Raw genomic sequence first — 20,963 nt, 5'->3', positions numbered from 1 at the left:
CCCCATCCTCTGCCTCTATCAGTTCCGCGCGGTCATGGTCGTGGTTTCGGGGGTGTCGCCACCCAGGCCCTTGAACATGCCGCGCAGTGCGTTACGGTAGTCCTCCCAGGTTTCTCCGGTGCGGGTGATGCTGAAATCCTGGATAGAGAACATGACCAGTTCGGCCTCCGGCCCTTCGCCCACAAAGGTGAGCAGTTCATTTTTCTTCGGACTGCAGTTCAGCGGCGGGCACCAGATATCAGGGGCGGCCAGCAGCTTGCCTTTGGTGTTGAAGATGCGCGGCTCGCCTTTTTCGGTGATGGCCAGAAGCTTGCGACCGGGAAATACCTTGGGGGGCGAGCTGCTGAAGCCGCGCTCTATGGTCTTGAACTGACAGGGGATGATTTCCTGGCCGCGGATGTCAATCACGCCTTCGAGGATGCGGTGCTCCTGTTCGCCCTGCTCGTTGACAAAGGGTTCCCGGACGCAGGCGACGGCCAGTTCTGTCTTGGCGCTGAAGTCGTTGATGTGCTCATAGCGGCCCGCATCAAACACAGGGTGGCCGTCGGGCTTGAGCAGCAGCTGGCGCGAGTCGCCATAAGAGCCTTGTTCGACACGGATGAATTCGTCCTGCTCCTCGTTGTAGTCGATGCTGCTGAGCCCTTCGTGCAGCAACGCGAGGCCGGGCAGGTTGCGCAGGTCCTGCATGTTTTCCTGCCTCGGTGATCTGCAGGCCATCACATGGGGCGTGACGGCATAGGCGTCGCGATAGCCCTCGGAGGGCGATACCAGCCAGATGCCGTTCAAATCCTTGATGCCGGACCTCGCGCCTTCGCCCGGCGTGGTCTCGGGATAGTGCACGCTCAGATGCTCGCCAGAGACAAAAGTCATGCTCGCGCCTTCCAGGGGGCGCTGAAGCCAGCGGCCATAGGGCGTGACCATGCCCACAGGCCAGTGGTCGCGCTCGGCTTCGTTCTGTGGCTTCAGGCCCGTGCGCGGGTGCAGCTTGGGCATGACGTAATAGCTTTCGGTCGCTTCGTCCCAGGCGCCATGGTGGCGCGGCTCGTAGTGATCGGCCAGCCAGGCGGGCCAGTCTTCTTCGCTTTGCTGCTCGATCACCTCGGTGCGTGCAATGACCGAATCGCTCCACCATCCCAGATGGGATTGCGGCGCCCGCTTCAAGGCCTGCAGGGATTCGGGCAGCTCGCCGCCGCTGCAGCTCCATTGCCGGCATAGCTCGCGCTGTGCCTGCAAAAAGGTCGTGAACTCCGCTTCGTCAAAGTCATGCGGACATAGCGTGGCGCAGTCCAGCAGCAGCCACTGGCGCGTGCTGGTGCTGATGGTGTGATCGATGTGCTGCCATTGCTTCTTGACGGAGTCGGGCCAATGCATAGGGCATTTTGCGGGCAGTGGCTCAATCACGCTCTTGAGCCATTGCCAGCGGGCCCGGACCTGCTCCATGGGTGCGGCCAGGGCCGAGAGGCTTTGCTTGTCCTGGTAGGCGCTGCAGGGAACCAGTTCGGGCAGATGCCGCGCATCGCCCAGCAGCACGCTGAACAACAGCGGTGTGCTGCTGAACCATTCGGCCCAGCCGTCACAACTGCCGCCGGGCTCTGCAGGCCACTCTGTCGAGGCACTGGGGTGTTCGTCGTGGGCAAGCAGCAGGGCGTAGGCGGGCATGGCGGTCGGGCAGATGTGGATGCAGAAGAAGGGCGTCAGGCTTGAAGCAATGCGGCAGGCGCGGCCGGGCCATCGGGCCTGATGGCGGCAATGCGCTGAACCACGCGCTCGGGCTGGTGCAGCAGGCCGTGCTCGTAGGCGACGATGTTCCAGCCTGCGCAGACCTGCAGCAACTCGGCTGGCGCCAGCAGGAAGTCCGGGCGCGAGGGCTTGCCATAGGCCTCGTTGCCCTGGGTGAAGGTTTCGTAGAGCAGCACGCCGCCGGGCTTGACGCTGGCCAGAATCAGCGGCCACAACGGTCGCCACAGATAGTTGGTGACGACCACGCCATCAAAGCTGCGCCCCGTCAGCGGCCAGGCGTCGTTCTCGATGTCGGCGGTAATCGTCTCGGCGATATCCGCCACGGACCGGGTCGCTTCCGGCGCCTTGTCCACGCTGGTCAACGCGTGATTCAAGGCCGAGAGGAAACGGGTATGGCGACCCATGCCGCAGGCCAGATCCAGTACAGAGCCCTGCGGGCGTAGCAGATGGGCAAAGCGGGCAATCCAGGCGGAGGGCGCCGGCGCGCAGTGGCTGGCGGCAATCGCAGGAATGGCGGCGGGTGTGGGTGGCTGGGTGTTGCTGGTCATCTTGCGAAAACTATAGCAGTGCCCGCAGCCAAATCCTTGCATGGCCCGTGCGTCGCTGCATCGGCAGCAGCTCGCGCCGGCTCAGTGCGGTTTCACATCGTCCTTGAGCACGGCCAGGGCCATGTCTTCCACCATGCCAGGGGCGATCAGCTTGATGAAGCGGCCCAGCTTGCCCTTGCCCGTCATCACCACCTCGCGCTGGCGGCGCCTCATGCCGTCGAGTATGAGGCGCGCGCATTCGGCCACCGTCATCGCGCCGTCTTCCTTGAGGCCGCTGACGCCTGCGGCCTCGCCTCTGGCGTTATAGCCGTGGTAGCGGATGCGCGTATCCACCACGCCGGGGTAGGCCGTGGTCACGCTCACTCCGGCGGGTTTGAGCTCGATGCGCAGGGCTTCGAAGAAGCCGGCCATGGCGAACTTGCTGGCGCTGTAGGCCGTGCGACCCGGCACGCCGATCAGACCGGCCAGCGAAGACACGGCGACGATGGAGCCCTGGCTGGTCTTGAGGTGCGACAGCGCCGCGTGGGTGCACCAGACGCTGCCCCAGAGGTTGATGCGCATCAACCTCTCATACCAGCCCAGGTCTTGTGCGCTGACCTGTTCGAACAGCGCATGGGCCGAGACCCCGGCGTTGTTGATCAGGGCGTCCAGCCCGCCAAACTGCTGCACGGCTGCGTCGATCAGCGCGCGGCACTGGGCCTCTTCGCTCACATCGGTGGGAACTGTCAGCACCTGCGCCCCCAGGGCCCGGCATTGTTCTGCCACGGCCTGCAGGTTGCCTGCATTGCGTGCGGCCAGCGTCAGCTGCAGCCGACTCTGATGGGTTTGCGCCAGCTGGCGGGCCATTTCGGCGCCTATGCCGTCCGAGGCTCCGGTGATGATGATGCGGGCCATGCTCTCTCCCGGCCATGCCGCCCGGGCAGCTTGCCCAAGAGCTCAGAAGCAGGCCCAGACCTGGTCTGCGAGTGTGAGCATGAATTCCGGTTGCAGATACAGGGCAAACACCGCCAGCAGCAGCACGAGTACGGCACACCAGATGGAGATGCGTTGCCAGAGTTTGAGCTGCATGGTGGTGTCTCCGGTATCAGGCGGCGCTGGGCGCGCGGCGCACAATGGCTGCCTCGCGCACGGGCAGGTTGACGATGGCGGCAAAAATGCCCAGGGCAATCGAGATGTACCAGACCATATCGTAGTTGCCGTTGATATCGTAGAGATAGCCGCCCAGCCATACGCCCAGGAAGCTGCCGATCTGGTGGCTGAAAAAGACAAAGCCGCCCAGCATGGACAGATGCTGCACGCCGAAGATCTGGGCGATGGTGGCATTGGTCAGCGGCACGGTGGACAGCCACAGAAAGCCCATGGCGGCGCAGAAGGCATAGACCGACCAGGGCGACAGCGGTGCCAGCAAAAAGGCCACGGTGGCCACCGAGCGCAGACCGTAGATGCCCGACAGCAGGTAGCGCTTGGGCAGCTTCTGGCCCAGATTGCCGGCCAGATAGGTGCCGAAGATATTGAACAGGCCGACCAGTGCCAGCGAATAGCTGGCCACATGGGGCGCCATGCCGAAGTCCTTCAGATAGCTGGGCATGTGCACCCCGATGAACATGACCTGGAAGCCGCAGACAAAGTAGCCCGCCATCAGCAGCAGAAAGCTGGGGTAGGTCCAGGCTTCCCTGAGCGCCTGGCCCACGGTCTGCTCGCGCTTGATGGGCGTGCTGCCGCCAAAGCCCGGCTCGCGCAGGCCAAAGGCCAGGGCGGCGATCAGCAGCGCGAACAGCGCCAGTATCAACAAGGCATTGGACCAGCCGAACTGCGCGATCAGCTTGCCCTCCACGGGCACCATGAAGAACTGGCCGAACGAGCCTGCCGCCGCGGCCACGCCCATGGCCCAGCTGCGCCGCGCCACCGGAATCTGGCGGCCCAGCACGCCGTAGATCACGGCATAGGTGGTGCCGGCCTGGGCCGCGCCGATCAGCACGCCGGCGGTCAGCAAAAACACGGTGGCATCGGGGGACAGCGCCATGCCGGCCAGGCCCAGGGCATAGAGGATGGAGCCGCCGATCAGCACCTTGAAGGCGCCGATGCGGTCGGCCAGCATGCCGACGAAGATGCCCAAGATGCCCCAGGACAGGTTCTGCACGGCAATGGCCAGGGAGAAGTTCTCGCGCGTCCAGCCCATCTCCTGGGTAATGGGTTGCAGCCACAGGCCGAAGCCGTGGCGTATGCCCATGGAGAGCGTGACGATGGCGCCACCGCACAGAAGAATCTGCGCCATGGACATGGGGGCTTGAGTTGTCTTTGTAGTCATGCCGTGTGTGCGAAAAAAGGCTTGGGGTGCGGTCAACTTGCCACTTTAACGAAACAAGCTGTTTTGCGCCTGCACAGGCCGTCACATGCGTGGCAGGCTGCCCTGCCAGAATGCGTGACCGGCAAGCTGCGGCGCGGGAGCCGCAGCCGGGCAGAAAAAAAATAAAAAGTGAGCGCTTTGCGCAATCTGCGTAATGGATATCGATTTGAAACTATCCATAACGCATGAATGGCAAGCGGTAAATGCTATTGTTTTCAGAGTGTCCGCAGCGATGAAGACCCGGTAAAAACACGTTGCCAAGACAGATGTTCGGGCTTTGTGCAAGAGTATTGGGAGTAAACAACTGTGAATTTATCCAGCTCTCACTCGGAGAGGCTACTACAATCCGCCCCCATGGCAGTCAAACCGTCCAACGAATATTCCGAAGGCTCGATCCGCGTTCTCAAGGGTCTGGAGCCTGTCAAACAGCGTCCTGGCATGTATACGCGCACCGACAACCCCCTGCACATCCTGCAGGAGGTGATCGACAACGCGGCCGACGAGGCGCTTGCCGGCTACGGCAAGAAAATCAAATTCACCATGCACGCCGACGGCTCCTACAGCGTGGAGGACGACGGGCGCGGCATTCCCTTCGGTCTGCACCCCGAGGAAAAGGCGCCCGTGGTGGAGCTGGTCTTCACGCGCTTGCACGCGGGCGGCAAGTTCGACAAGGGCAATGGCGGCGCCTACAGCTTCTCGGGCGGTCTGCACGGCGTGGGCGTCTCGGTGACGAATGCGCTGGCCACACGTCTGGAGGTGCAGGTGCACCGCGACGGCCAGGTGGCCACGCTGGTGTTCTCGGGCGGCGATGTGATCGAGCCGCTCAAGGTGCGCCCTCTGCAGGCCGGCGAGCGCAAGCAGGGCACGACGGTACGTGCCTGGCCCGATGCCAAATACTTCGAATCCTCGGCCCTGCCCATGGGCGAGCTGGTGCATCTGCTGCGCAGCAAGGCCGTGCTCATGCCCGGCGTGGCCGTTTCGCTGATCAATGAAAAGTCGCGTGACACCCAGAGCTGGCAGTTCAAGGGCGGTCTGCGCGACTATCTGGCGCAGAGCCTGCATGGCGAGCCCGTCATCCCCCTGTTCGAGGGCGAGGGCTTTGCCGACAAGAACAACGACAGCTTTGCCGAAGGCGAGGGCGCGGCCTGGTGCGTGGCCTTCACCGAAGACGGTGCGCCGCTGCGCGAAAGCTATGTCAACCTGATTCCGACCACGGCGGGCGGCACGCATGACAGCGGCCTGCGCGACGGCCTGTTCCAGGCCGTCAAGGCCTTCATCGACATGCACTCGCTGCTGCCCAAGGGCGTCAAGCTCATGCCTGACGACGTGTTTGCGCGCGCCAGCTATGTGCTCAATGCCAAGGTGCTGGACCCGCAGTTCCAGGGCCAGATCAAGGAGCGCCTGAATTCGCGCGATGCCGTGCGCCTGGTCTCGGGCTTTGTGCGCCCGGCGCTGGAGCTGTGGCTCAACGAGCATGTGGACTGGGGCAAGAAGCTGGCCGAGATCGCCATCAAGGCCGCCCAGACCCGCCAGAAGGCCGGCCAGAAGGTGGAAAAGCGCAAGGGCAGCGGCGTGGCCGTGCTGCCCGGCAAGCTGACCGATTGCGAGAGCAAGGACATCGCCGTCAACGAGGTGTTTCTGGTCGAGGGCGACTCTGCCGGCGGCAGCGCCAAGATGGGCCGCGACAAGGAAACCCAGGCGATCCTTCCGCTGCGCGGCAAGGTGCTCAACACCTGGGAGGTGGACCGCGACCGGCTGTTCGCCAACAACGAAATCCACGATATCTCGGTGGCGATCGGCGTGGACCCGCATGGCCCCAACGACGAGCCCGATCTGTCCGGTCTGCGCTACGGCAAGATCTGCATTCTCTCGGATGCGGACGTGGACGGCTCGCACATCCAGGTGCTGCTGCTGACGCTGTTTTTCAAGCATTTCCCCAAGCTCATCGAAGCCGGCCACATCCATGTGGCGCTGCCGCCGCTGTTCCGGGTGGACGTGCCGGCGCGCGGCAAAAAGCCCGCCATCAAGGTCTATGCGCTCGATGCGGGCGAGCTCGATGCCATCATCGAAAAATGCGCCAAGGACGGCGTGCCGCGCGAGAAATGCCAGGTCAGCCGTTTCAAGGGCCTGGGCGAGATGAATGCCGAACAGCTGTGGGAAACCACGCTGAACCCCGATACGCGTCGTCTGCTGCCGGTGCAGTTCATGAATCTGGACTTTGCACAGTCGGAGGCCGTGGTCACCAAGCTCATGGGCAAGGGCGAAGCCGCCGCCCGCCGCGAGCTGATGGAGCTGCATGGCGATGCCGTGGAGGTCGATATCTAGGCGGGCGTTGCCAACGTCTGCACTAGCGCTCACCAGCGGTCGATGGAGCCAGCCATGCACAAGCCCATGTTCGATGCCTCACCCAGCCAGCCGCCTGCGCGCGGCGGGTTCGCGTCTGTGCGTTTGCGACGTGCGGTGGTGGCGGCCCTGCTGGCGGGCTTGGGCTGGCTGGCCCTGGTGCCGGCGGCGCATGCCGATCTCTGGGCCTATGTCGACGAATTCGGGGTCACGCACTTTGCGGCCGAGGCGCTGGACGAACGCTACAAGCTGTTCTTCAAGGGCGAGCTCTACGACAGCAGCCAGCCGGGTCTGCAACTGAAGCCGGATTCGGCGGCCGAGGGGCTCAACGCCCGCACGCGCATGCAGAGCTTTTTCGAGGTCTCGCCGCGCTACAAGAGCGTGAGGCCGCATCTGCAGAAGGCGGCCGAGAGAACCGGCGTGGACTACGACCTGATCAAGGCCGTGATCGCCGTGGAGTCCGGCTTTGATGCCCAGGCCGTCTCGCCCAAGGGCGCCGTCGGTCTGATGCAGCTGATGCCGGCCACGGCAGAGCGCTTTGGCGTGTCGGCCAGCAAAAAGCGCAGCATGCAGCAGCAACTGGCCGACCCGGCCGTGAACGTGCCTGCCGGCGCGCGCTATCTGAGCTATCTGATGGACTTGTTCCCGGGCCGGCTCGATCTGGTGCTGGCCGCCTATAACGCAGGCGAAGGTGCGGTGCAGAAGTTTGGCAAGGCGATTCCGCCCTACAAAGAAACAATGAATTACGTCAAGGCCGTCACGGGCATTTACGAGCAGTTGCAGGCAGCCCGGCCCCTGAGCGGCCGGCTGGCTGCGGCCGGCTCGGCTGGCCGCGGCGGCTCCCGCATACGCATGACTCTGCCGGGCGCGGCCTCTGCGGCCGCGGACGCGCAAATACCTTGAGTCGCCGGATCGGCGCAATTTGGAAAATCACAAAGAATTCATGAGCGATCAAACCACACTGGATTTGTCTCAACAAGCCGCTGGCGATGCACTGGACCTGGGTCAATACGCACAGCGCGCCTATCTCGAATACGCTTTGTCGGTGGTCAAGGGTCGTGCCCTGCCCGATGTCAGCGATGGCCTCAAGCCCGTGCAGCGCCGCATCCTCTATGCCATGGACCGCATGGGTCTGGGCTATAGCGGCCCGAATGGCAATACGGCGGTCAAGCCGGTCAAGAGCGCCCGTGTCGTTGGCGACGTGCTGGGCCGCTTTCACCCGCACGGCGACCAGTCGGCCTACGACGCACTGGTGCGCATGGCCCAGGACTTCAATCAGCGCTATCCGCTGGTCGACGGCCAGGGCAACTTCGGCAGCCGCGACGGCGACGGCGCAGCGGCCATGCGTTACACCGAGGCGCGCCTGTCCAAGATCACCGGCCTGCTGCTCGACGAAATCGATATGGGCACCGTGGACTTTGTGCCCAACTACGACGGCAGCACTCAGGAGCCCAAGCAGCTTCCGGCGCGTCTGCCGTTCTCGCTGCTCAATGGCGCCAGCGGCATCGCCGTGGGTCTGGCAACGGAAATCCCGAGCCACAATCTGCCCGAGGTGGCAGCGGCCTGCGTGGCCCTGATCAAGAAGCCGCAACTGCCTGAGGAAGAGCTGCTGGCGCTGATTCCCGGCCCCGACTATCCGGGCGGCGGCCAGATCATTTCATCAAGCAGCGATATTGCCGATGCCTACCGCACGGGCCGTGGCAGTCTCAAGGTGCGTGCGCGCTGGAAGATCGAAGAGCTGGCACGCGGCCAGTGGCAACTGGTGGTGACCGAGCTGCCGCCCGGCGTGTCGGCCCAGAAGGTGCTCGAAGAGATCGAGGACATCACCAATCCCAAGGTCAAGACCGGCAAGAAGGCGCTGAGCCAGGAGCAGACCCAGCTCAAGGCCAGCATGCTGGCCGTGCTGGACTGCGTGCGCGACGAGTCGAGCAAGGATGCGCCGGTGCGCATCGTGTTCGAGCCCAAGACCGGCAAGATTCCGCAGTCGGAGCTGATCACGGCGCTGCTGGCCCACACCAGCCTGGAGTCTTCGAGCTCGATCAACCTGACCAGCATCGGCCTCGATGGCCGCCCGGTGCAGAAGTCGCTGCGCCAGATGCTGGAGGAGTGGATTGCCTTCCGCTTCCAGACCGTGACGCGACGCAGCCAGCACCGGCTGGAGAAGGTGCTCGATCGCATCCACATCCTCGAAGGCCGTCAGGCCGTGCTGCTCAATATCGACAAGGTCATTGCCATCATCCGCGCCAGCGATGAACCAAAGCAGGCCCTGATCGACGCCTTCAATCTCTCTGAGCGTCAGGCCGAGGACATTCTTGAAATCCGTCTGCGTCAATTGGCGCGCCTGGAGGCCATCAAGATCGAGCAGGAGCTCAAGGAGCTGCGCAGCGAGCAGGGCAAGCTGGAGGACATCCTGGGCAGCGAAGCGACCATGCGCCGCCTGATCTGCAAGGAAATCGAGGCCGATGCCAAGACCTTCGGCGATGCCCGTCGCACGCTGATCCACGAGGAGAAAAAGGTGGTGGCCGAGGTCAAGGTGGTGGATGAACCCACGACCGTGATCATTTCCGAAAAAGGCTGGGTGCGCACGCGCCAAGGCCATGGTGTGGACGCTGCCACGCTGAGCTTCAAGGCCGGCGACAGCCTCTACGGCACGTTCGAGTGCCGCACCGTCGATCAGTTGCTGGCCTTTGGCAGCAACGGCCGGGTCTATTCGGTGCCGGTATCGGCCCTGCCGGGCGGACGCGGCGACGGCCAGCCCGTGACGACGATGATCGAACTCGAAGCCGGTACCCAGCTGCTGTACTACTTTGCCGGCAGCGAAAGCACGCAGCTGCTGCTCTCGGGCTCGGGCGCCTATGGCTTCACGGCGAATGTGGGCGATATGGTCTCGCGCCAGAAGGCCGGTAAGGCCTTTGTCACGCTGGGCGAGGGCGAGACCCTGTGCGCACCTTCGGTGGTGCATGGCGTGCCCATGAATGCGCGTGCCGAGTATGTGGAAGGCGGCGAGCAGGGAGCAGGTCTGCTCAACCCCGCCAGCCATGTGATCTGCGCCTCGGTGGGCGGTCGCATTCTGACCTTCGAGATCGCAGAGCTCAAGGCCATGCCCAAGGGCGGGCGCGGCCTGATGCTGATCAGCCTGGAAGACAAGGATCAACTGGCCGGCGCGGCCGCCTATACGCGCAGCATCCGCCTGGATGGTGTGGGGCGTGGCGGCAAGGCGCGTACCGAGACGCTGGAGATCCGCAGCCTCAACAACGCCCGTGGCAACCGCGGCCGCAAGGGCAAGGCCGCCGACCTGGGTTTCAAGCCCCAGGCGGTGACGCGTGTGGAATAGGTGATCGATACGCCCATGAAAAAAACCGCGTCAGTTTTGCTGGAGCGGTTTTTTTTTGATCGGGCTTGAAGAAGGAATGGCAGAGAACGATCCGTGGCGGACGTTTGTGTCGAAGCCGTCAACGGTATCGCTTCGATCTTTCTCGGAAATTGTCACGTATAGATCTTCGTTGCCGCAAATCTCTCGCGCAGCCATGTGGCCGCGGGCCCGCTGGGCCGCTGCTTGTGCCAAACCAGCTCCAAGGCCACTGGGTGCGCCCCTTCGTCGAATCGTAGCGCTGGCATGACGAGGTCCTTGGCGATAGGCGAGCGCGCGATGATGTGATCAGGGATCAGTGCCCAGCCAATTCCTTGCTTGAGGATTTGCAGGATGACCCAATGGCTTTCGACCCACCAGACCTCGGCAGCGACGCGAAGGCGGTGCTTTTCGGTTCCCTCGGACCTCAGGGTCACCATGATTTGGCGGTGACGCTTGAGCTCCTCCCAGTCGACAACGGTGTGCGCAAGCGGATGGTTGCTTCCGCAAACCAGTTTGAGCGGTACCCAGCCAATAGTGTGAAAGCCAAGTTCTGCGGGCAGCGATTCCTGGCGCCACATCACTCCGATATCCGCTTTTCCATCAAGAATCATATTGCTGACATCCTCCATCATGGGGAACAGCAACTCCAGTTCGACATGGGGAAAGAGGCTCGCGAACTCGGCGAATAGCTCTCCCTGCACATGCTCCGGGTAGAGCTCGTCGATGGCTACGACAAGGCGCTTTTCAACATGCGCCTCGAAGCTCGCCGCAACCCCAATGAGGTGTTCGCGGCGATCGAGGATCAGCCTGGCCTCAGCCAGCAGGCGCTCGCCCGCAGCCGTCAACGAGGGGTTGCGCCCGGAACGGTTGAACAGCATCACCCCAAGATCCGTTTCCAGGTTTGAAACCTGGGTGCTGACGGCTGATTGCGCCTTGCGCAAAGCTCGTCCGGCGGCAGAAAACGATCCTTTTTCTGCCGCCGAGACGAATGCTTCCAGTTGATCCATGGATATGCTCATCTATCTGATTTTAAGATGGAAGATAACTTTTAATTATTTGATATCAAGATACATTGCACACCAATCAATGTGATTGGAGAAAAATGATGAAAACGCGCAGTCTTTCTGATCGGGTGCGGCACGCTTTGATGTTCGAGGCTATCGGGTTGATGATCATCATCCCGGCCTCGGCAGCCTTGTTCAACAAGCCCATGACGCACATGGGTGTGGTGGGTATCGGCTCTGCCACGATCGCGACGGTTTGGAATTTCACGTTCAACATCGGATTTGATCGCTGCATGCGGGAGATGTACGGCCATATTCGCAAGAGCTTCAAAGCACGCCTGCTGCACACTGTCTTGTTTGAGGCGGGTCTGTTGCTGATTCTGCTGCCGTTGATAGCCTGGTATCTGAATATGACGCTACTCGATACGCTGGTGCTCGATCTGGCTATCGTCGTGTTCTATCTTGTTTACAACTTTGTGTTCAACGTCGCCTATGACCGTTTTTTTCCGGTCAGGGCAAATAGCCGTCCTCAGGTTGTTTCCAACTTGGGCGAGGCTTCATAGTTCACAGCCCGGCTTGGGTGCCAAGTCTCATGGAGGGGCTGGCTTCATGACGTAGTGCAGGTTTGAGTTGCAGTTACGGATTCCCCGCGCAATCCAGTGTCGGTCTGAAGACTGAATTGGAGCGCCCATCATGTCGCTTGGCATGGAGGCTAGCCAGTCGCGCTATCCATCGAATGCCACAAGGCCTGCATCTGCAAGGCACCGAAGTCAATGTTCGAAGGTTCTCTATGAAATTCCAGAGCCGCTGGCTCACGCTTGGCGTGGTTTCAACGGCATTGCTGCTCATCGTCATCGATATGACGGTGCTCTACACGGCGTTGCCGAGTCTGGCGCAGGCCCTGCACACCACGGCTTCGGAGAAGCTGTGGATTCTCAATGCCTACTCTTTGGTGATGGCCGGATTGATGCCGGCCATGGGTGCCTTAGGCGATCGTCTGGGTCACCGGATGGTCTTTATCAGTGGCATGGCTCTGTTTGGACTGGCCTCCGTGATTGCAGCATTTGCTCCCAGCGCTGCTGTACTGATCGCTGCTCGTGCATTGCTTGCCATTGGCGGCGCAGCCATGATGCCGGCCACGATTGCCATTGTTCGTACCACCTTCCATGACCCCAAAGAACTGGCTTTTGCCATTGGTGTCTGGGCGTCTGTGGCCTCTGGTGGCGCTGCGGTGGGCCCGGTCTTGGGTGGAGTCCTGCTGGAGCATTTTTGGTGGGGTTCGGTTTTTCTGATCAACGTCCCAATCATTGCTGTGGCTGCAGTGCTGGCCTGGTGGCTGGTTTCCAAGAGCGCGGGGAATGCGAACGTCACCATCGACTTGCATAGCTGCTGGCAAAGCACGCTTGGCATCATCGCACTGGCTTATGGCATCAAGGAATTGGCCAGGCTCGATAGTCATGTGCTCTTGGCCTGGGGGGCTTTGCTTGCGGGAGCCGTGACATTGACAGTCTTTGTGCGACGTCAACTCCGGCTGCCTCAACCATTGATTGATTTCAGCTTGCTTTCAGTCACCCCCATAGCCATGGGTATTTTTATCGCGCTCGTGGCGTCAATGACGCTGATCGGCTTTGAGTTGGTGCTCAGTCAGAGGCTGCAGTTGGTTCTGGGAAAAAGTCCCCTTGAGGCAGGAGCATTCGTTCTGCCTATCTCCTTGGGGTCTTTCTTCGCAGGACCGTTGGCGGGGGTATTGATTGGACGCATTGGCGGTCCGCGTGTCATTGCTGCCGGCCTGGTCATGTGTGCCTCAGGCATCTGGGGATATCTTGGCTTGAACGAGGCAGGCGCATTGTGGCAAGTGGGGGTCCTGGCCTTGTGCGGTGTGGGAATAGGCTTCAGCCTGACCGCCTCCAGTGCGCTGGTAATGACGAATGTGTCAGAAGACCGCGCAGGCATGGCGGGGTCTGTAGAAGGCGTGGCCTATGAGTTTGGAGGAGGGTTGGGGGTGACTATTTTTGGCTCCCTGATGACTGTGGTCTACGTCGCGCATGTACGACACGGCGGTATAGAGGCCATGGCTGGCAGCGGCCTGGACGAAGCGTACCGAAATACCCAACAAGGCATCCAATCTCCAGCCGTTTTACAAAGCGCAATGCAAGCGTTTGAAGCGTCTTTTGCCGCGGTTAGCGGTGTTGTCATCGCGTTGCTTTTTTCTCTCGCGCTAGTCGTTTTGGTGATGGCTCGTCATTTACCCAAGCAGCAGACGGGCAGCTGACTCCAGGCAAGAGGCAGGATTTTGAGGTTGCTCTGCTTTTGCAACAGCGCGCTGCAGCTTTGGTCCAAAGCTGTCGTTTCATAAAGTACGCGTGCGGCGGCTTTGGGCCGCCGAACGGCGACAGTCAAAATCTATTCCAAAGTAGCCCGTCTCGCTGACTCAATTCCGGCCGCCGGGGATCAATGCTCACAGCAGGAAATTCGATTTCGACCTGGGTTGAGGCCTAGCTCGCTCCAGTCCCCGGAGGCCTGTTGATGCAAAGAGCTTTGGCAAAGCTCTTGCACCCATTCACTGCGCTGGCACAGGCAGTGCCGTGAAGGTTTGCGCGGGAGCTATTATCTGGTCGCGGCAGGCGACCAGGGGCAGGTCGCGCTGCCCCGATTCGGTGCGAGAAACCAGGGCATACAAGGTGCTCACGGCCCTGGACACGGCATCGGGCACGGCGCGCCCTTGAATCAGATGGCCCAGCAGCACGGCCGAGAACACATCGCCCATGCCGTTGGGCAGGGGGTGCAGGTCGATATAGGGCGTCTGTACCAGCCAGGACTTGTCGGCAGTCACGGCCAGCGTGGCCAGTTGGTCGGCAGGCAGATCGTCGGTGCGCAGGCTGGTGATGACGATCAGGGCCGACGGGCTGTGATGCAGTTGCGTCAGCATGGCTCGGGCCGCCTGGGTGGCCGCTTCCACGGTGCTCAGCGGCTGGCCGCCGCACAGCAGCTCGAACTCGTAATGGTTGGGCGTGATGACGCTGGCCTGGGACAGCGCGCGCTTGCGCAGAAAGTCCGGGATGCCGGGGCGCACAAACACGCCGCGCCCCACATCGCCCATGACCGGGTCGCACAGATAGTGTGCCTTGGGCTGGGCGGCGCGCACCTCCTGCACGGCGGCCAGAATGGCTTCGCCCACACCGGCATCGCCCAGATAGCCCGAGAGCACGGCCGTGCAGCGCGCCAGCACGCCGCGGGCGCGCAGGCCGTCCAGCACATCCTGTACATGGGCCGGCGTGAAGACCTGGCCCTTGAATTCGCCGTAGCCCGTGTGGTTGGAGAACTGCACCGTATGCACGGCCACGGGTTCTATGCCCAGCAGCTGCAGCGGCAGCATGGCGGCGTCGTTGCCCACATGGCCGTAGGCGACATGGGATTGAATGCTGAGAACCAGCGGGGGTGCCTGCGTGCTGGGCATGAGGGCTCTTTCGTGAGTGATCGAGATGCTTGCGGCAAGCATCGCGCTGCAAAGATAAAGTGAGCTGCTTGCGTTTGCCAATCAATCAATTCAGATAGTTTTGTATCTGAACTCTATGAATGGCAAGCGGTATTAGCTCACTTTATGTGTGTGAGCGGAAGTCTCAGCCCAGCTCGGCCATCAGCTCGATTTCCACGCAGCAGCCCAGGGGGATCTGGGCCACGCCGAAGGCGCTGCGGGCGTGCTTGCCGGCTTCGCCGAAGACTTCGCCCAACAGTTCGCTGCAGCCGTTGGTGACCAGATGCTGCTCGGTGTAGCTGGTGCTGGAGTTGACCAGGCTCATGACCTTGACGATGCGCTTGACGCGATTCAGATCGCCGCCGCAGGCATGCTGCAGCGTGCCCATCAGATCCACGGCCACGGCGCGGGCTGCCTGCTTGCCTTCTTCGGTCGTCATGTTCTCGCCCAGCTTGCCGACCCAGGGCTGGCCGTTCTGCTTGGCGATATGGCCGCTGAGGAACACCAGATTGCCGGTCTGCATATAGGGCAGGTAGGCGGCTGCAGGCATGGCCACTTCGGGCAGGGTGATGTTCAGGGCTTTGAGTTTTTCATAGACGCTCATGACGGCTCCAAAAAGTGCGAGGCTAAGGATCGACAAGTTTGACACAGCAGCGGGCCCGGGCATGGATCGCCTTGGCACAGCGGCCATAGCTTTTGAATTGATAGCTGCTCGCATAATGAGAGCAAGTGTTTGATGCCGTTTTGGTGTGCGAGACAGGGCAGGGATAGTCGCAATGCTGGGCGCGGGCGCTCGCTCCTAGCATGACCGCATGCCGCTCCATCAGACTCCAAGCTCTCAGCATCACCGCCTGTCGTGGCTGGCGCCGCTCTGGGGTTGTGTGCTGGGCGCTGCATGGCAGGTGACCCAGGCCAGGCTGTGGCATCTGTCGCTCTACCAGATCTTGCTGGCCTGGGGTTTGCTGACACTGCTGTTTGCATGCAGATGGCGTGGCAGACCCTGGCAGAGCTGGTGGCTGATGCTGTTGGGTGCTGCCTGCTGTGTGGCGGGGGGGGACGGGTTGGCGTGCACATGCTTATCTGACGCAGACCCTGCCACAGGCGCTGGAGGCGGTGGACTTGCAGGTGGAAGGGCGGATTGCCTCCATGCTGCAGAACCAGGTCAACGGCCAGCGCTGGCGTTTTGTGGTCGATAGTTCGGATGCCGGCGTGCCAAGGCTGCTGGAGCTGTCCTGGTATGGCCCGTTCGGGCAGGTGCCGGACGCCAGCCAGCCTCTCGTCCCTGACTGGGCCCAGGGCATGGCGTTGAGTCCCGGCCAGCGTTGGCGCTTCACGGTGCGCATCAAGCGCCCGCATGGCTCGCGCAATCCGCACGGCTTTGACTATGAGCTGCTGGCCTGGGAGCAAGGAGTGCAGGCCACGGGCTATGTGCGCAAGCAGCCCGCGCCCGAACTGCTGGCCGTGACAAGCCAATATCCGCTGCAGCGCTGGCGACAGGGCTTGCGCGATCGCATTCAGGGCGAGGCATTGCGCTTGCAGCGCTGGTTGCCAGGTGGCGGTGCAGAGCATGCACAGACCGCTCTGGGTGTGGTGGCTGCGCTGGCCGTGGGCGATCAGCAGGCGATTGACCGCAAGGACTGGACCCTGTTCCGTCAGACAGGTGTGGCGCATCTGATGAGGATTAGATAATCGTTTAGACCAACTATTTGCATTTGAATCTTTGGTCTAATAAGTTCTCTAATCTCGATTAGAGGTTCATTTTGACCAAAATCCAATGCAAGTTAGGTCCAAATGGATAAGACATTACGATCTGTAAACTGCACACATTAGGTTAGGTCTGCTGTCCCGCTCGGTGTTGTTGCCTTGCTACGGCTGCGCTTGGCTTTAGTGGTCTTGGGCATGGTTGCTGCCGCATCCTGATCCCTCATCTTGATATCAAACTCGACACCAAAGCCCAGTTGCTGAAGGATTTCCATCTTCTCCGGCATATCCTTCAGCTTGGCATCCAGCGCGTTATAGGTGTGATATTTCTTCCCGTTCTTGCCAACGATTTGGACGTATCGCCGTGATTTTTCCGGGGTAATCATCCACCGATAGTCATCCTCAAGCTCCCAGTCCTTCAACTGAGTATCAAGCATTGCCTGATAGTCAGCTTCTGGCATAAGGTATCCGCCACCGAACACGTTGATTCGATCAACGACCCGCCGGATTTGGGTGGCGAGTTGGGCACGAAGTTGGTACAGCTCATCTCCAGTCAGGCTACCCATTTTGGTGCACAACTCCAAAACAGATGCCTTGATCTTTGATGCATCTGTCAGTAGGGCCTGCACGCTAAGGAGTTCATGTTCTTTTGCTTTGATCTCATCAACGATGTCAAAGCGGCGCTGTTCCTGACGTTCGATACGTTCCTGCAACGAGGCTAGCGTGCTACCGGACTCCAATGCATCGTAAAGACGATCCAGCTTGCCTTCACTGTCAGCAAACTCTTGCCTCAGTGCTTCGATCTTGGCACTGAGCGCAACAATCCGTTTGTTCACGCTTTTGGCATCGTCGAGCAAACCCGCAAAGTCCACCCCTTGAAGATAGGTGAGCACCGTAGTCTCAAAGTTTGGGTAACTCCACATCAGGAAATGACAACCTAACCCACGTTTGGCAGTAGCGCAGACGACAGATCGTTTGGTTCGCTTTTCCGTGCGGCTGACGTGCCCGATTGTCCTGATTTTTGAACCGCAGTAGCCGCAGTACAACAGGCCAGAAAAGATATTGGCAAAGCCCTCACCTTTGATGCCACGCCCCCTTGTGGCACGCTCTTGCCGAACCTGTTGCAACGCAATGAACTCTTCCTTGGTGATCAAAGCAGGGTAGTAATTTGGGATTGGATCACCAAAGGGGATACGCTTTTTCCCTTGACCAGTTGCAGGCTGATAGTCTCCGTAGAGGGCTGTACTGGTAGAGATTTTTTGAATGACCGATTCATGCCAACCTACGCTGCCAGCGCGTTTATGGCGATACGTCAGTGTAGGCACACCCTCCTGATTGAGGATTTTCACGATAGTTGATTGCCCCATGCCGTTCATGTGCATGTCGATGATCCGTCGTACCACCTCAACTGCTTCTGGAATCAGTACGAAGTCCTTCCTGTCGTCAGATAACCGCATCCATTGTGGGCACGTGCGGGTCAGCTTTTCTTCGCCTGCGCGAAGTTGTTTGTTTTGCCATGCCTCACGCACTCGCTGACTTTTCCTGGCTGATTCCTCGTGAGCACGCATCATCGTCAGGATAGAAAGGATGATGGCAATACCAGCGTCGTCACCATCCATTCGATCAGGGCTGAAAACCATGCCATCCGCCAGCGTGACGATGGTGATTCCACAGTCGATGATTTCATTGAACAGCTTGTTTGCTTTGCGCACCTGCGCACGCGAGATGCGATCAAGGGATTCGACCAGCAGATAAGAGCCGTGCTCAATCAGCCCATCCTTGGCCGCCTGCAAGAACATCCCCAAGCCACCCTTTTCGATGTTCGTGCCGTCGAATGCAGACTTCCCAAGGTCACGCATAAAGGAAGCCTCGATCAGTTCGAGGTCATGTTCTTCCGCGTACTTCCTTGAAAGCTCTAGTTGCCGTCGAAGCGAGTCCCCTTGCAACTGGGCAGGGGTAGAGAACCGGACATAAGAATAGGCTTTGGGTTTGGCTGCCATGCTGGACACGCTCGACGTGGTGGATCACGAGCCAAGATTGTAATTTGGTCCAAATGAACAGTAAATGGTAATCACCGGATTACCATCATCTGTTTGGCATTACAGGGCTGTCGTGGGCATTCGCGAACCAGTTTCTCGGTTTTGTTGTGGGTACTTCGGCCCTTCAGACTGCTTTTTGCCCTTTTGTTTGGGACTGCTGATGGGGATGGCAAGTGATGAATAGTAGTGATCAGCAATGTAGTAAGTGCGGAGCGGCACTGCCGGGATCGCCAAGCTTTTGCCAAGAGTGTGGGGCGTATCTGCTTACCCATCGAGGCGCATCCACCTTGCCCCCGAGCATTCCTGTGTCGAAGCAGAACCCCCTCCTGATGCTGGAGAAGATGGGGGGCAGTGAATCAGGGAAGCTCGGCACAGATGACTTGATGGCGGCTCGCTTCGAGTTGGCAGAGCAACTGGAACACAGCGAACTCTACCCAGCAGCAGAAGCAGAATTTGAGCGCTCCCTCGAATCACGAATGCGCGATGGCAATGCCAGCGAGCGCTTCTTCAAGCTTTGGCTCACCTTCTGGAAAAAATTGGATAACGCGGTCAGTGGTATCCGGCAGGAAATTTCTGCATTGCGCGACAACATCGAGTCTCGCCCTAAAGCATTTGATCGGCTACTTGCCCTATTCGACCGTGACCTGAATTTGTTGGTAAGGGAAATCGAGGCCACTGGTGGCGATATCTCGAAGCTACTTGTCTTCCAGATGCGAGTACAGCAAGCCTGGGAATCTCTGGAAACACTTCATATGCGGGTTGAAGCGCTGAAGATTGCCGAGAATTGTGCCGTGCTCAAGAAAGCCTTGATCCCATACGCTTATCCCGAAAATCAAGAATACGCAGTTGCCCATCTTCATCTTGAATTCTTGGACCTGAAAAGGGGCGCCTCCGAGTTTGAACGGGTTCATGATGCAATCATCAATCGATATGAAAATCTCTCGCTTAACGCGATTGCCAATCGAGAGCTAGCAGGGAGGTGCAGCCTGATGCTGGCCCGCCTTGAAGATTTGGTCGATGCCGATTCCGAACTCTATCTGAAGGACAGCGCAGCCTGGTTCAAGGCGATTTCCCGCGGTTGGATTGCGAACAAACCTGATCTTGTTGCAAACATAGCATCGATGAATCGTAGTGGGTTGCAAGATTTCATCTCGGAAACTACTGCAGAAATGAATGCCGCAGCTCAACAAACCATTAACGTGATGAACATTTTCAACGAGGAGCGGGCTGCCAGTCGTGATGATGACGAGCGGGATATGCAACGCCAAGCCGAGGCTGCTGATCAATCGAAACTGATTAACGATCTGATTCGGCAGCAGCAAATTCATCGTCAGTGGTCCGAAGGAAAATTCGGGTCTGCATTGATGACGGATATGTTTGGCTCACAAGTCGGCGCCATCGTTGAAGGGTTTCAGAAAAAATGACAACCACGTCTGCATGCAAGTATTGCGGTGAACACCTTGATGCTGGCTCCAAGTTTTGTGGCGAGTGCGGAACGCCGCTGTCTGCAACATTACTGCCCTTGGCAGAATTGCGAGAGTTGCTCACGGCTGCACCTGTGAAGGCAATCTCTACGAGGAATCAAGCGCGGACAGCAGATTCGACGACTGGCACTGAAGATAAAACGGCGGAGGCAAATAGCTCTGCATATCAAGCCGGCAAGATAGTTGGCAGTTTTGTCGCAGACCAAAGTTTCGGCACGTCCAGCGCAGGTAACAAAATCGCCAAATGGCTGGGGATTTTTCTTGGGGCCTTGGTGGTCTTCGGTGTCGGCATAGCGGTCGTAGCAGAAATGTTCGACAGAAAGACTTCAACCACTGCTCAAGTGTCTGTTCCTGCAATCAAACCAACCCAAAATCAGCCGCTACCAAAGGGGCAATCGAACAATACAGTACCTGGGTTTGCACCAAATGAGGGCTATGCCTCGGTTCGGCAAAAGCTTTTGGCATCCGGCTGGCAACCCTTCCATGCCTCCGATGCTGATGTATGTAGTCAAGGTGATGCGCGTTGTCAGGGAAGGCCGGAAATGCAGGCTTGCGCTGGCACTGGCATGGCAAATTGCCGGTTCCTTTGGCAAAAGGACGGAAAGACAGTGGCTGTGATGACAGTCGGCGAGGACGCCGCCTTTGCTGGCATTGAGCCATTGAATACATCGCCTGTCGTGCCATCCAGCTATGTGGGTGTTGTTGTTGCCCCGCGTGAGCAGGGTGATCAATACACCCTCAAGCTGGCATCACCTGTTGCGCTGTCTGGTGATGCAGATTGCGGCCAGCAGCAAAAGGATGAAATCGAACTGTGGGATGAACCCACCAAGCTAAAGCCCTATGCAGGCAAAACGGTCACGATCAGTGGGCAATTGGATTGCCCTCGCGGTGGTTATGTCCTGCGCTCAGTGGCGGTGAAATGATGGTGGG

Annotated in this window: 17 protein-coding genes; 8 read left to right on the top strand and 9 right to left on the bottom strand. The window is 59.9% G+C overall.

Annotation, left to right across the window (positions count from 1 at the left end):
* Positions 1-18 precede the first annotated feature (18 nt).
* The 5 genes from V8Z78_RS20515 to V8Z78_RS20495 all read right to left on the bottom strand — a co-directional run bounded on the left by V8Z78_RS20515 (position 19) and on the right by V8Z78_RS20495 (position 4,569).
* Positions 19-1,659, bottom strand: coding sequence for a DUF7822 domain-containing protein (locus V8Z78_RS20515; protein ID WP_349732025.1), 1,641 nt, complete (start codon positions 1,657-1,659; stop codon positions 19-21).
* A gap of 35 nt (positions 1,660-1,694) precedes the next feature.
* Positions 1,695-2,288, bottom strand: a complete 594-nt coding sequence (locus V8Z78_RS20510; protein ID WP_502878867.1) for a class I SAM-dependent methyltransferase — start codon at positions 2,286-2,288, stop codon at positions 1,695-1,697.
* An 81-nt stretch (positions 2,289-2,369) separates the two neighbouring features.
* The gene (locus V8Z78_RS20505) at positions 2,370-3,182 is read right to left on the bottom strand and encodes an SDR family oxidoreductase (protein WP_280031884.1); all 813 of its coding nucleotides are present in this window, start codon (positions 3,180-3,182) and stop codon (positions 2,370-2,372) included.
* Between the two features lie 42 nt (positions 3,183-3,224).
* On the bottom strand, positions 3,225-3,356 hold the full coding sequence (locus V8Z78_RS20500; protein ID WP_003057673.1) for a hypothetical protein: 132 nt from the start codon (positions 3,354-3,356) through the stop codon (positions 3,225-3,227).
* A gap of 16 nt (positions 3,357-3,372) precedes the next feature.
* On the bottom strand, positions 3,373-4,569 hold the full coding sequence (locus tag V8Z78_RS20495; protein ID WP_034392076.1) for an MFS transporter: 1,197 nt from the start codon (positions 4,567-4,569) through the stop codon (positions 3,373-3,375).
* A 420-nt stretch (positions 4,570-4,989) separates the two neighbouring features.
* On the opposite strand from V8Z78_RS20495, the gene V8Z78_RS20490 reads away from it, so the two are divergent.
* Genes V8Z78_RS20490 through parC form a run of 3 tightly spaced genes read left to right on the top strand, consistent with a single transcriptional unit; the run spans position 4,990 to position 10,312 of the window.
* The gene (locus tag V8Z78_RS20490) at positions 4,990-6,960 is read left to right on the top strand and encodes a DNA topoisomerase IV subunit B (RefSeq protein ID WP_003064589.1); all 1,971 of its coding nucleotides are present in this window, start codon (positions 4,990-4,992) and stop codon (positions 6,958-6,960) included.
* 54 nt (positions 6,961-7,014) lie between these two features.
* Positions 7,015-7,881 carry a lytic transglycosylase domain-containing protein gene (locus V8Z78_RS20485; protein WP_349732023.1) on the top strand — a complete coding sequence of 289 codons (867 nt, stop codon included), beginning with the start codon at positions 7,015-7,017 and terminating at the stop codon, positions 7,879-7,881.
* A gap of 40 nt (positions 7,882-7,921) precedes the next feature.
* Positions 7,922-10,312: a DNA topoisomerase IV subunit A gene (parC, locus tag V8Z78_RS20480; RefSeq protein ID WP_349732022.1), complete on the top strand. Its 2,391-nt coding sequence runs from the start codon at positions 7,922-7,924 to the stop codon at positions 10,310-10,312.
* A gap of 152 nt (positions 10,313-10,464) precedes the next feature.
* Here parC and V8Z78_RS20475 read toward each other — a convergent pair whose 3' ends face one another.
* Complete coding sequence (locus tag V8Z78_RS20475) at positions 10,465-11,349, bottom strand: LysR family transcriptional regulator (protein ID WP_039049892.1); 885 nt, start codon at positions 11,347-11,349, stop codon at positions 10,465-10,467.
* A gap of 83 nt (positions 11,350-11,432) precedes the next feature.
* On the opposite strand from V8Z78_RS20475, the gene V8Z78_RS20470 reads away from it, so the two are divergent.
* The gene (locus tag V8Z78_RS20470) at positions 11,433-11,897 is read left to right on the top strand and encodes a PACE efflux transporter (RefSeq protein WP_197565153.1); all 465 of its coding nucleotides are present in this window, start codon (positions 11,433-11,435) and stop codon (positions 11,895-11,897) included.
* Between the two features lie 227 nt (positions 11,898-12,124).
* Positions 12,125-13,606, top strand: coding sequence for an MFS transporter (locus tag V8Z78_RS20465; RefSeq protein ID WP_349732021.1), 1,482 nt, complete (start codon positions 12,125-12,127; stop codon positions 13,604-13,606).
* Between the two features lie 288 nt (positions 13,607-13,894).
* Here V8Z78_RS20465 and pdxY read toward each other — a convergent pair whose 3' ends face one another.
* Positions 13,895-14,791 (bottom strand): pyridoxal kinase PdxY, encoded by an 897-nt coding sequence (gene pdxY / locus V8Z78_RS20460; protein ID WP_012837395.1) that lies wholly within the window; start codon positions 14,789-14,791, stop codon positions 13,895-13,897.
* A gap of 163 nt (positions 14,792-14,954) precedes the next feature.
* Positions 14,955-15,413: a RidA family protein gene (locus V8Z78_RS20455; RefSeq protein ID WP_003064600.1), complete on the bottom strand. Its 459-nt coding sequence runs from the start codon at positions 15,411-15,413 to the stop codon at positions 14,955-14,957.
* A 425-nt stretch (positions 15,414-15,838) separates the two neighbouring features.
* Here V8Z78_RS20455 and V8Z78_RS20450 point away from each other — a divergent pair, with 425 nt between their 5' ends.
* On the top strand, positions 15,839-16,498 hold the full coding sequence (locus V8Z78_RS20450; RefSeq protein WP_349732020.1) for a ComEC/Rec2 family competence protein: 660 nt from the start codon (positions 15,839-15,841) through the stop codon (positions 16,496-16,498).
* 137 nt (positions 16,499-16,635) lie between these two features.
* Here the strand turns inward: V8Z78_RS20450 and V8Z78_RS20445 are convergent, their stop codons facing one another.
* Entirely contained in the window at positions 16,636-18,510 is a 1,875-nt protein-coding gene (locus V8Z78_RS20445) for a recombinase family protein (protein ID WP_349732019.1), read from the bottom strand.
* 368 nt (positions 18,511-18,878) lie between these two features.
* On the opposite strand from V8Z78_RS20445, the gene V8Z78_RS20440 reads away from it, so the two are divergent.
* A complete protein-coding gene (locus V8Z78_RS20440) occupies positions 18,879-19,973 on the top strand; it encodes a hypothetical protein (RefSeq protein WP_349732018.1) in 1,095 nt (364 codons plus the stop codon).
* Positions 19,970-20,956, top strand: a complete 987-nt coding sequence (locus V8Z78_RS20435; RefSeq protein WP_349732017.1) for a zinc ribbon domain-containing protein — start codon at positions 19,970-19,972, stop codon at positions 20,954-20,956. Before V8Z78_RS20440 ends, V8Z78_RS20435 begins: the two co-directional genes overlap by 4 nt.
* Positions 20,957-20,963 lie beyond the last annotated feature (7 nt).

Origin of the sequence: Comamonas sp. wu1-DMT (genome assembly GCF_040187805.1) — a bacterium.
In the GTDB taxonomy this organism is placed as follows: domain Bacteria; phylum Pseudomonadota; class Gammaproteobacteria; order Burkholderiales; family Burkholderiaceae_C; genus Comamonas; species Comamonas thiooxydans.
Note: the sequence above shows the minus strand (reverse complement) of the source record. Positions and strands in the feature narration are given on the sequence as shown.

Excerpts from the sequence above, each read along its gene's own strand:
- V8Z78_RS20465 (WP_349732021.1), top strand. The coding sequence starts at position 12,125 with ATGAAATTCCAGAGCCGCTGGCTCACGCTTGGCGTGGTTTCAACGGCA.
- V8Z78_RS20485 (WP_349732023.1), top strand. The coding sequence starts at position 7,015 with ATGCACAAGCCCATGTTCGATGCCTCACCCAGCCAGCCGCCTGCGCGC.
- pdxY (WP_012837395.1), bottom strand. The coding sequence starts at position 14,791 with ATGCCCAGCACGCAGGCACCCCCGCTGGTTCTCAGCATTCAATCCCAT.
- V8Z78_RS20495 (WP_034392076.1), bottom strand. The coding sequence starts at position 4,569 with ATGTCCATGGCGCAGATTCTTCTGTGCGGTGGCGCCATCGTCACGCTC.
- V8Z78_RS20445 (WP_349732019.1), bottom strand. The coding sequence starts at position 18,510 with ATGGCAGCCAAACCCAAAGCCTATTCTTATGTCCGGTTCTCTACCCCT.
- V8Z78_RS20455 (WP_003064600.1), bottom strand. The coding sequence starts at position 15,413 with ATGAGCGTCTATGAAAAACTCAAAGCCCTGAACATCACCCTGCCCGAA.
- V8Z78_RS20510 (WP_502878867.1), bottom strand. The coding sequence starts at position 2,288 with ATGACCAGCAACACCCAGCCACCCACACCCGCCGCCATTCCTGCGATT.
- V8Z78_RS20515 (WP_349732025.1), bottom strand. The coding sequence starts at position 1,659 with ATGCCCGCCTACGCCCTGCTGCTTGCCCACGACGAACACCCCAGTGCC.
- parC (WP_349732022.1), top strand. The coding sequence starts at position 7,922 with ATGAGCGATCAAACCACACTGGATTTGTCTCAACAAGCCGCTGGCGAT.
- V8Z78_RS20505 (WP_280031884.1), bottom strand. The coding sequence starts at position 3,182 with ATGGCCCGCATCATCATCACCGGAGCCTCGGACGGCATAGGCGCCGAA.
- V8Z78_RS20435 (WP_349732017.1), top strand. The coding sequence starts at position 19,970 with ATGACAACCACGTCTGCATGCAAGTATTGCGGTGAACACCTTGATGCT.
- V8Z78_RS20440 (WP_349732018.1), top strand. The coding sequence starts at position 18,879 with ATGCTGGAGAAGATGGGGGGCAGTGAATCAGGGAAGCTCGGCACAGAT.
- V8Z78_RS20490 (WP_003064589.1), top strand. The coding sequence starts at position 4,990 with ATGGCAGTCAAACCGTCCAACGAATATTCCGAAGGCTCGATCCGCGTT.
- V8Z78_RS20475 (WP_039049892.1), bottom strand. The coding sequence starts at position 11,349 with ATGAGCATATCCATGGATCAACTGGAAGCATTCGTCTCGGCGGCAGAA.
- V8Z78_RS20470 (WP_197565153.1), top strand. The coding sequence starts at position 11,433 with ATGATGAAAACGCGCAGTCTTTCTGATCGGGTGCGGCACGCTTTGATG.
- V8Z78_RS20500 (WP_003057673.1), bottom strand. The coding sequence starts at position 3,356 with ATGCAGCTCAAACTCTGGCAACGCATCTCCATCTGGTGTGCCGTACTC.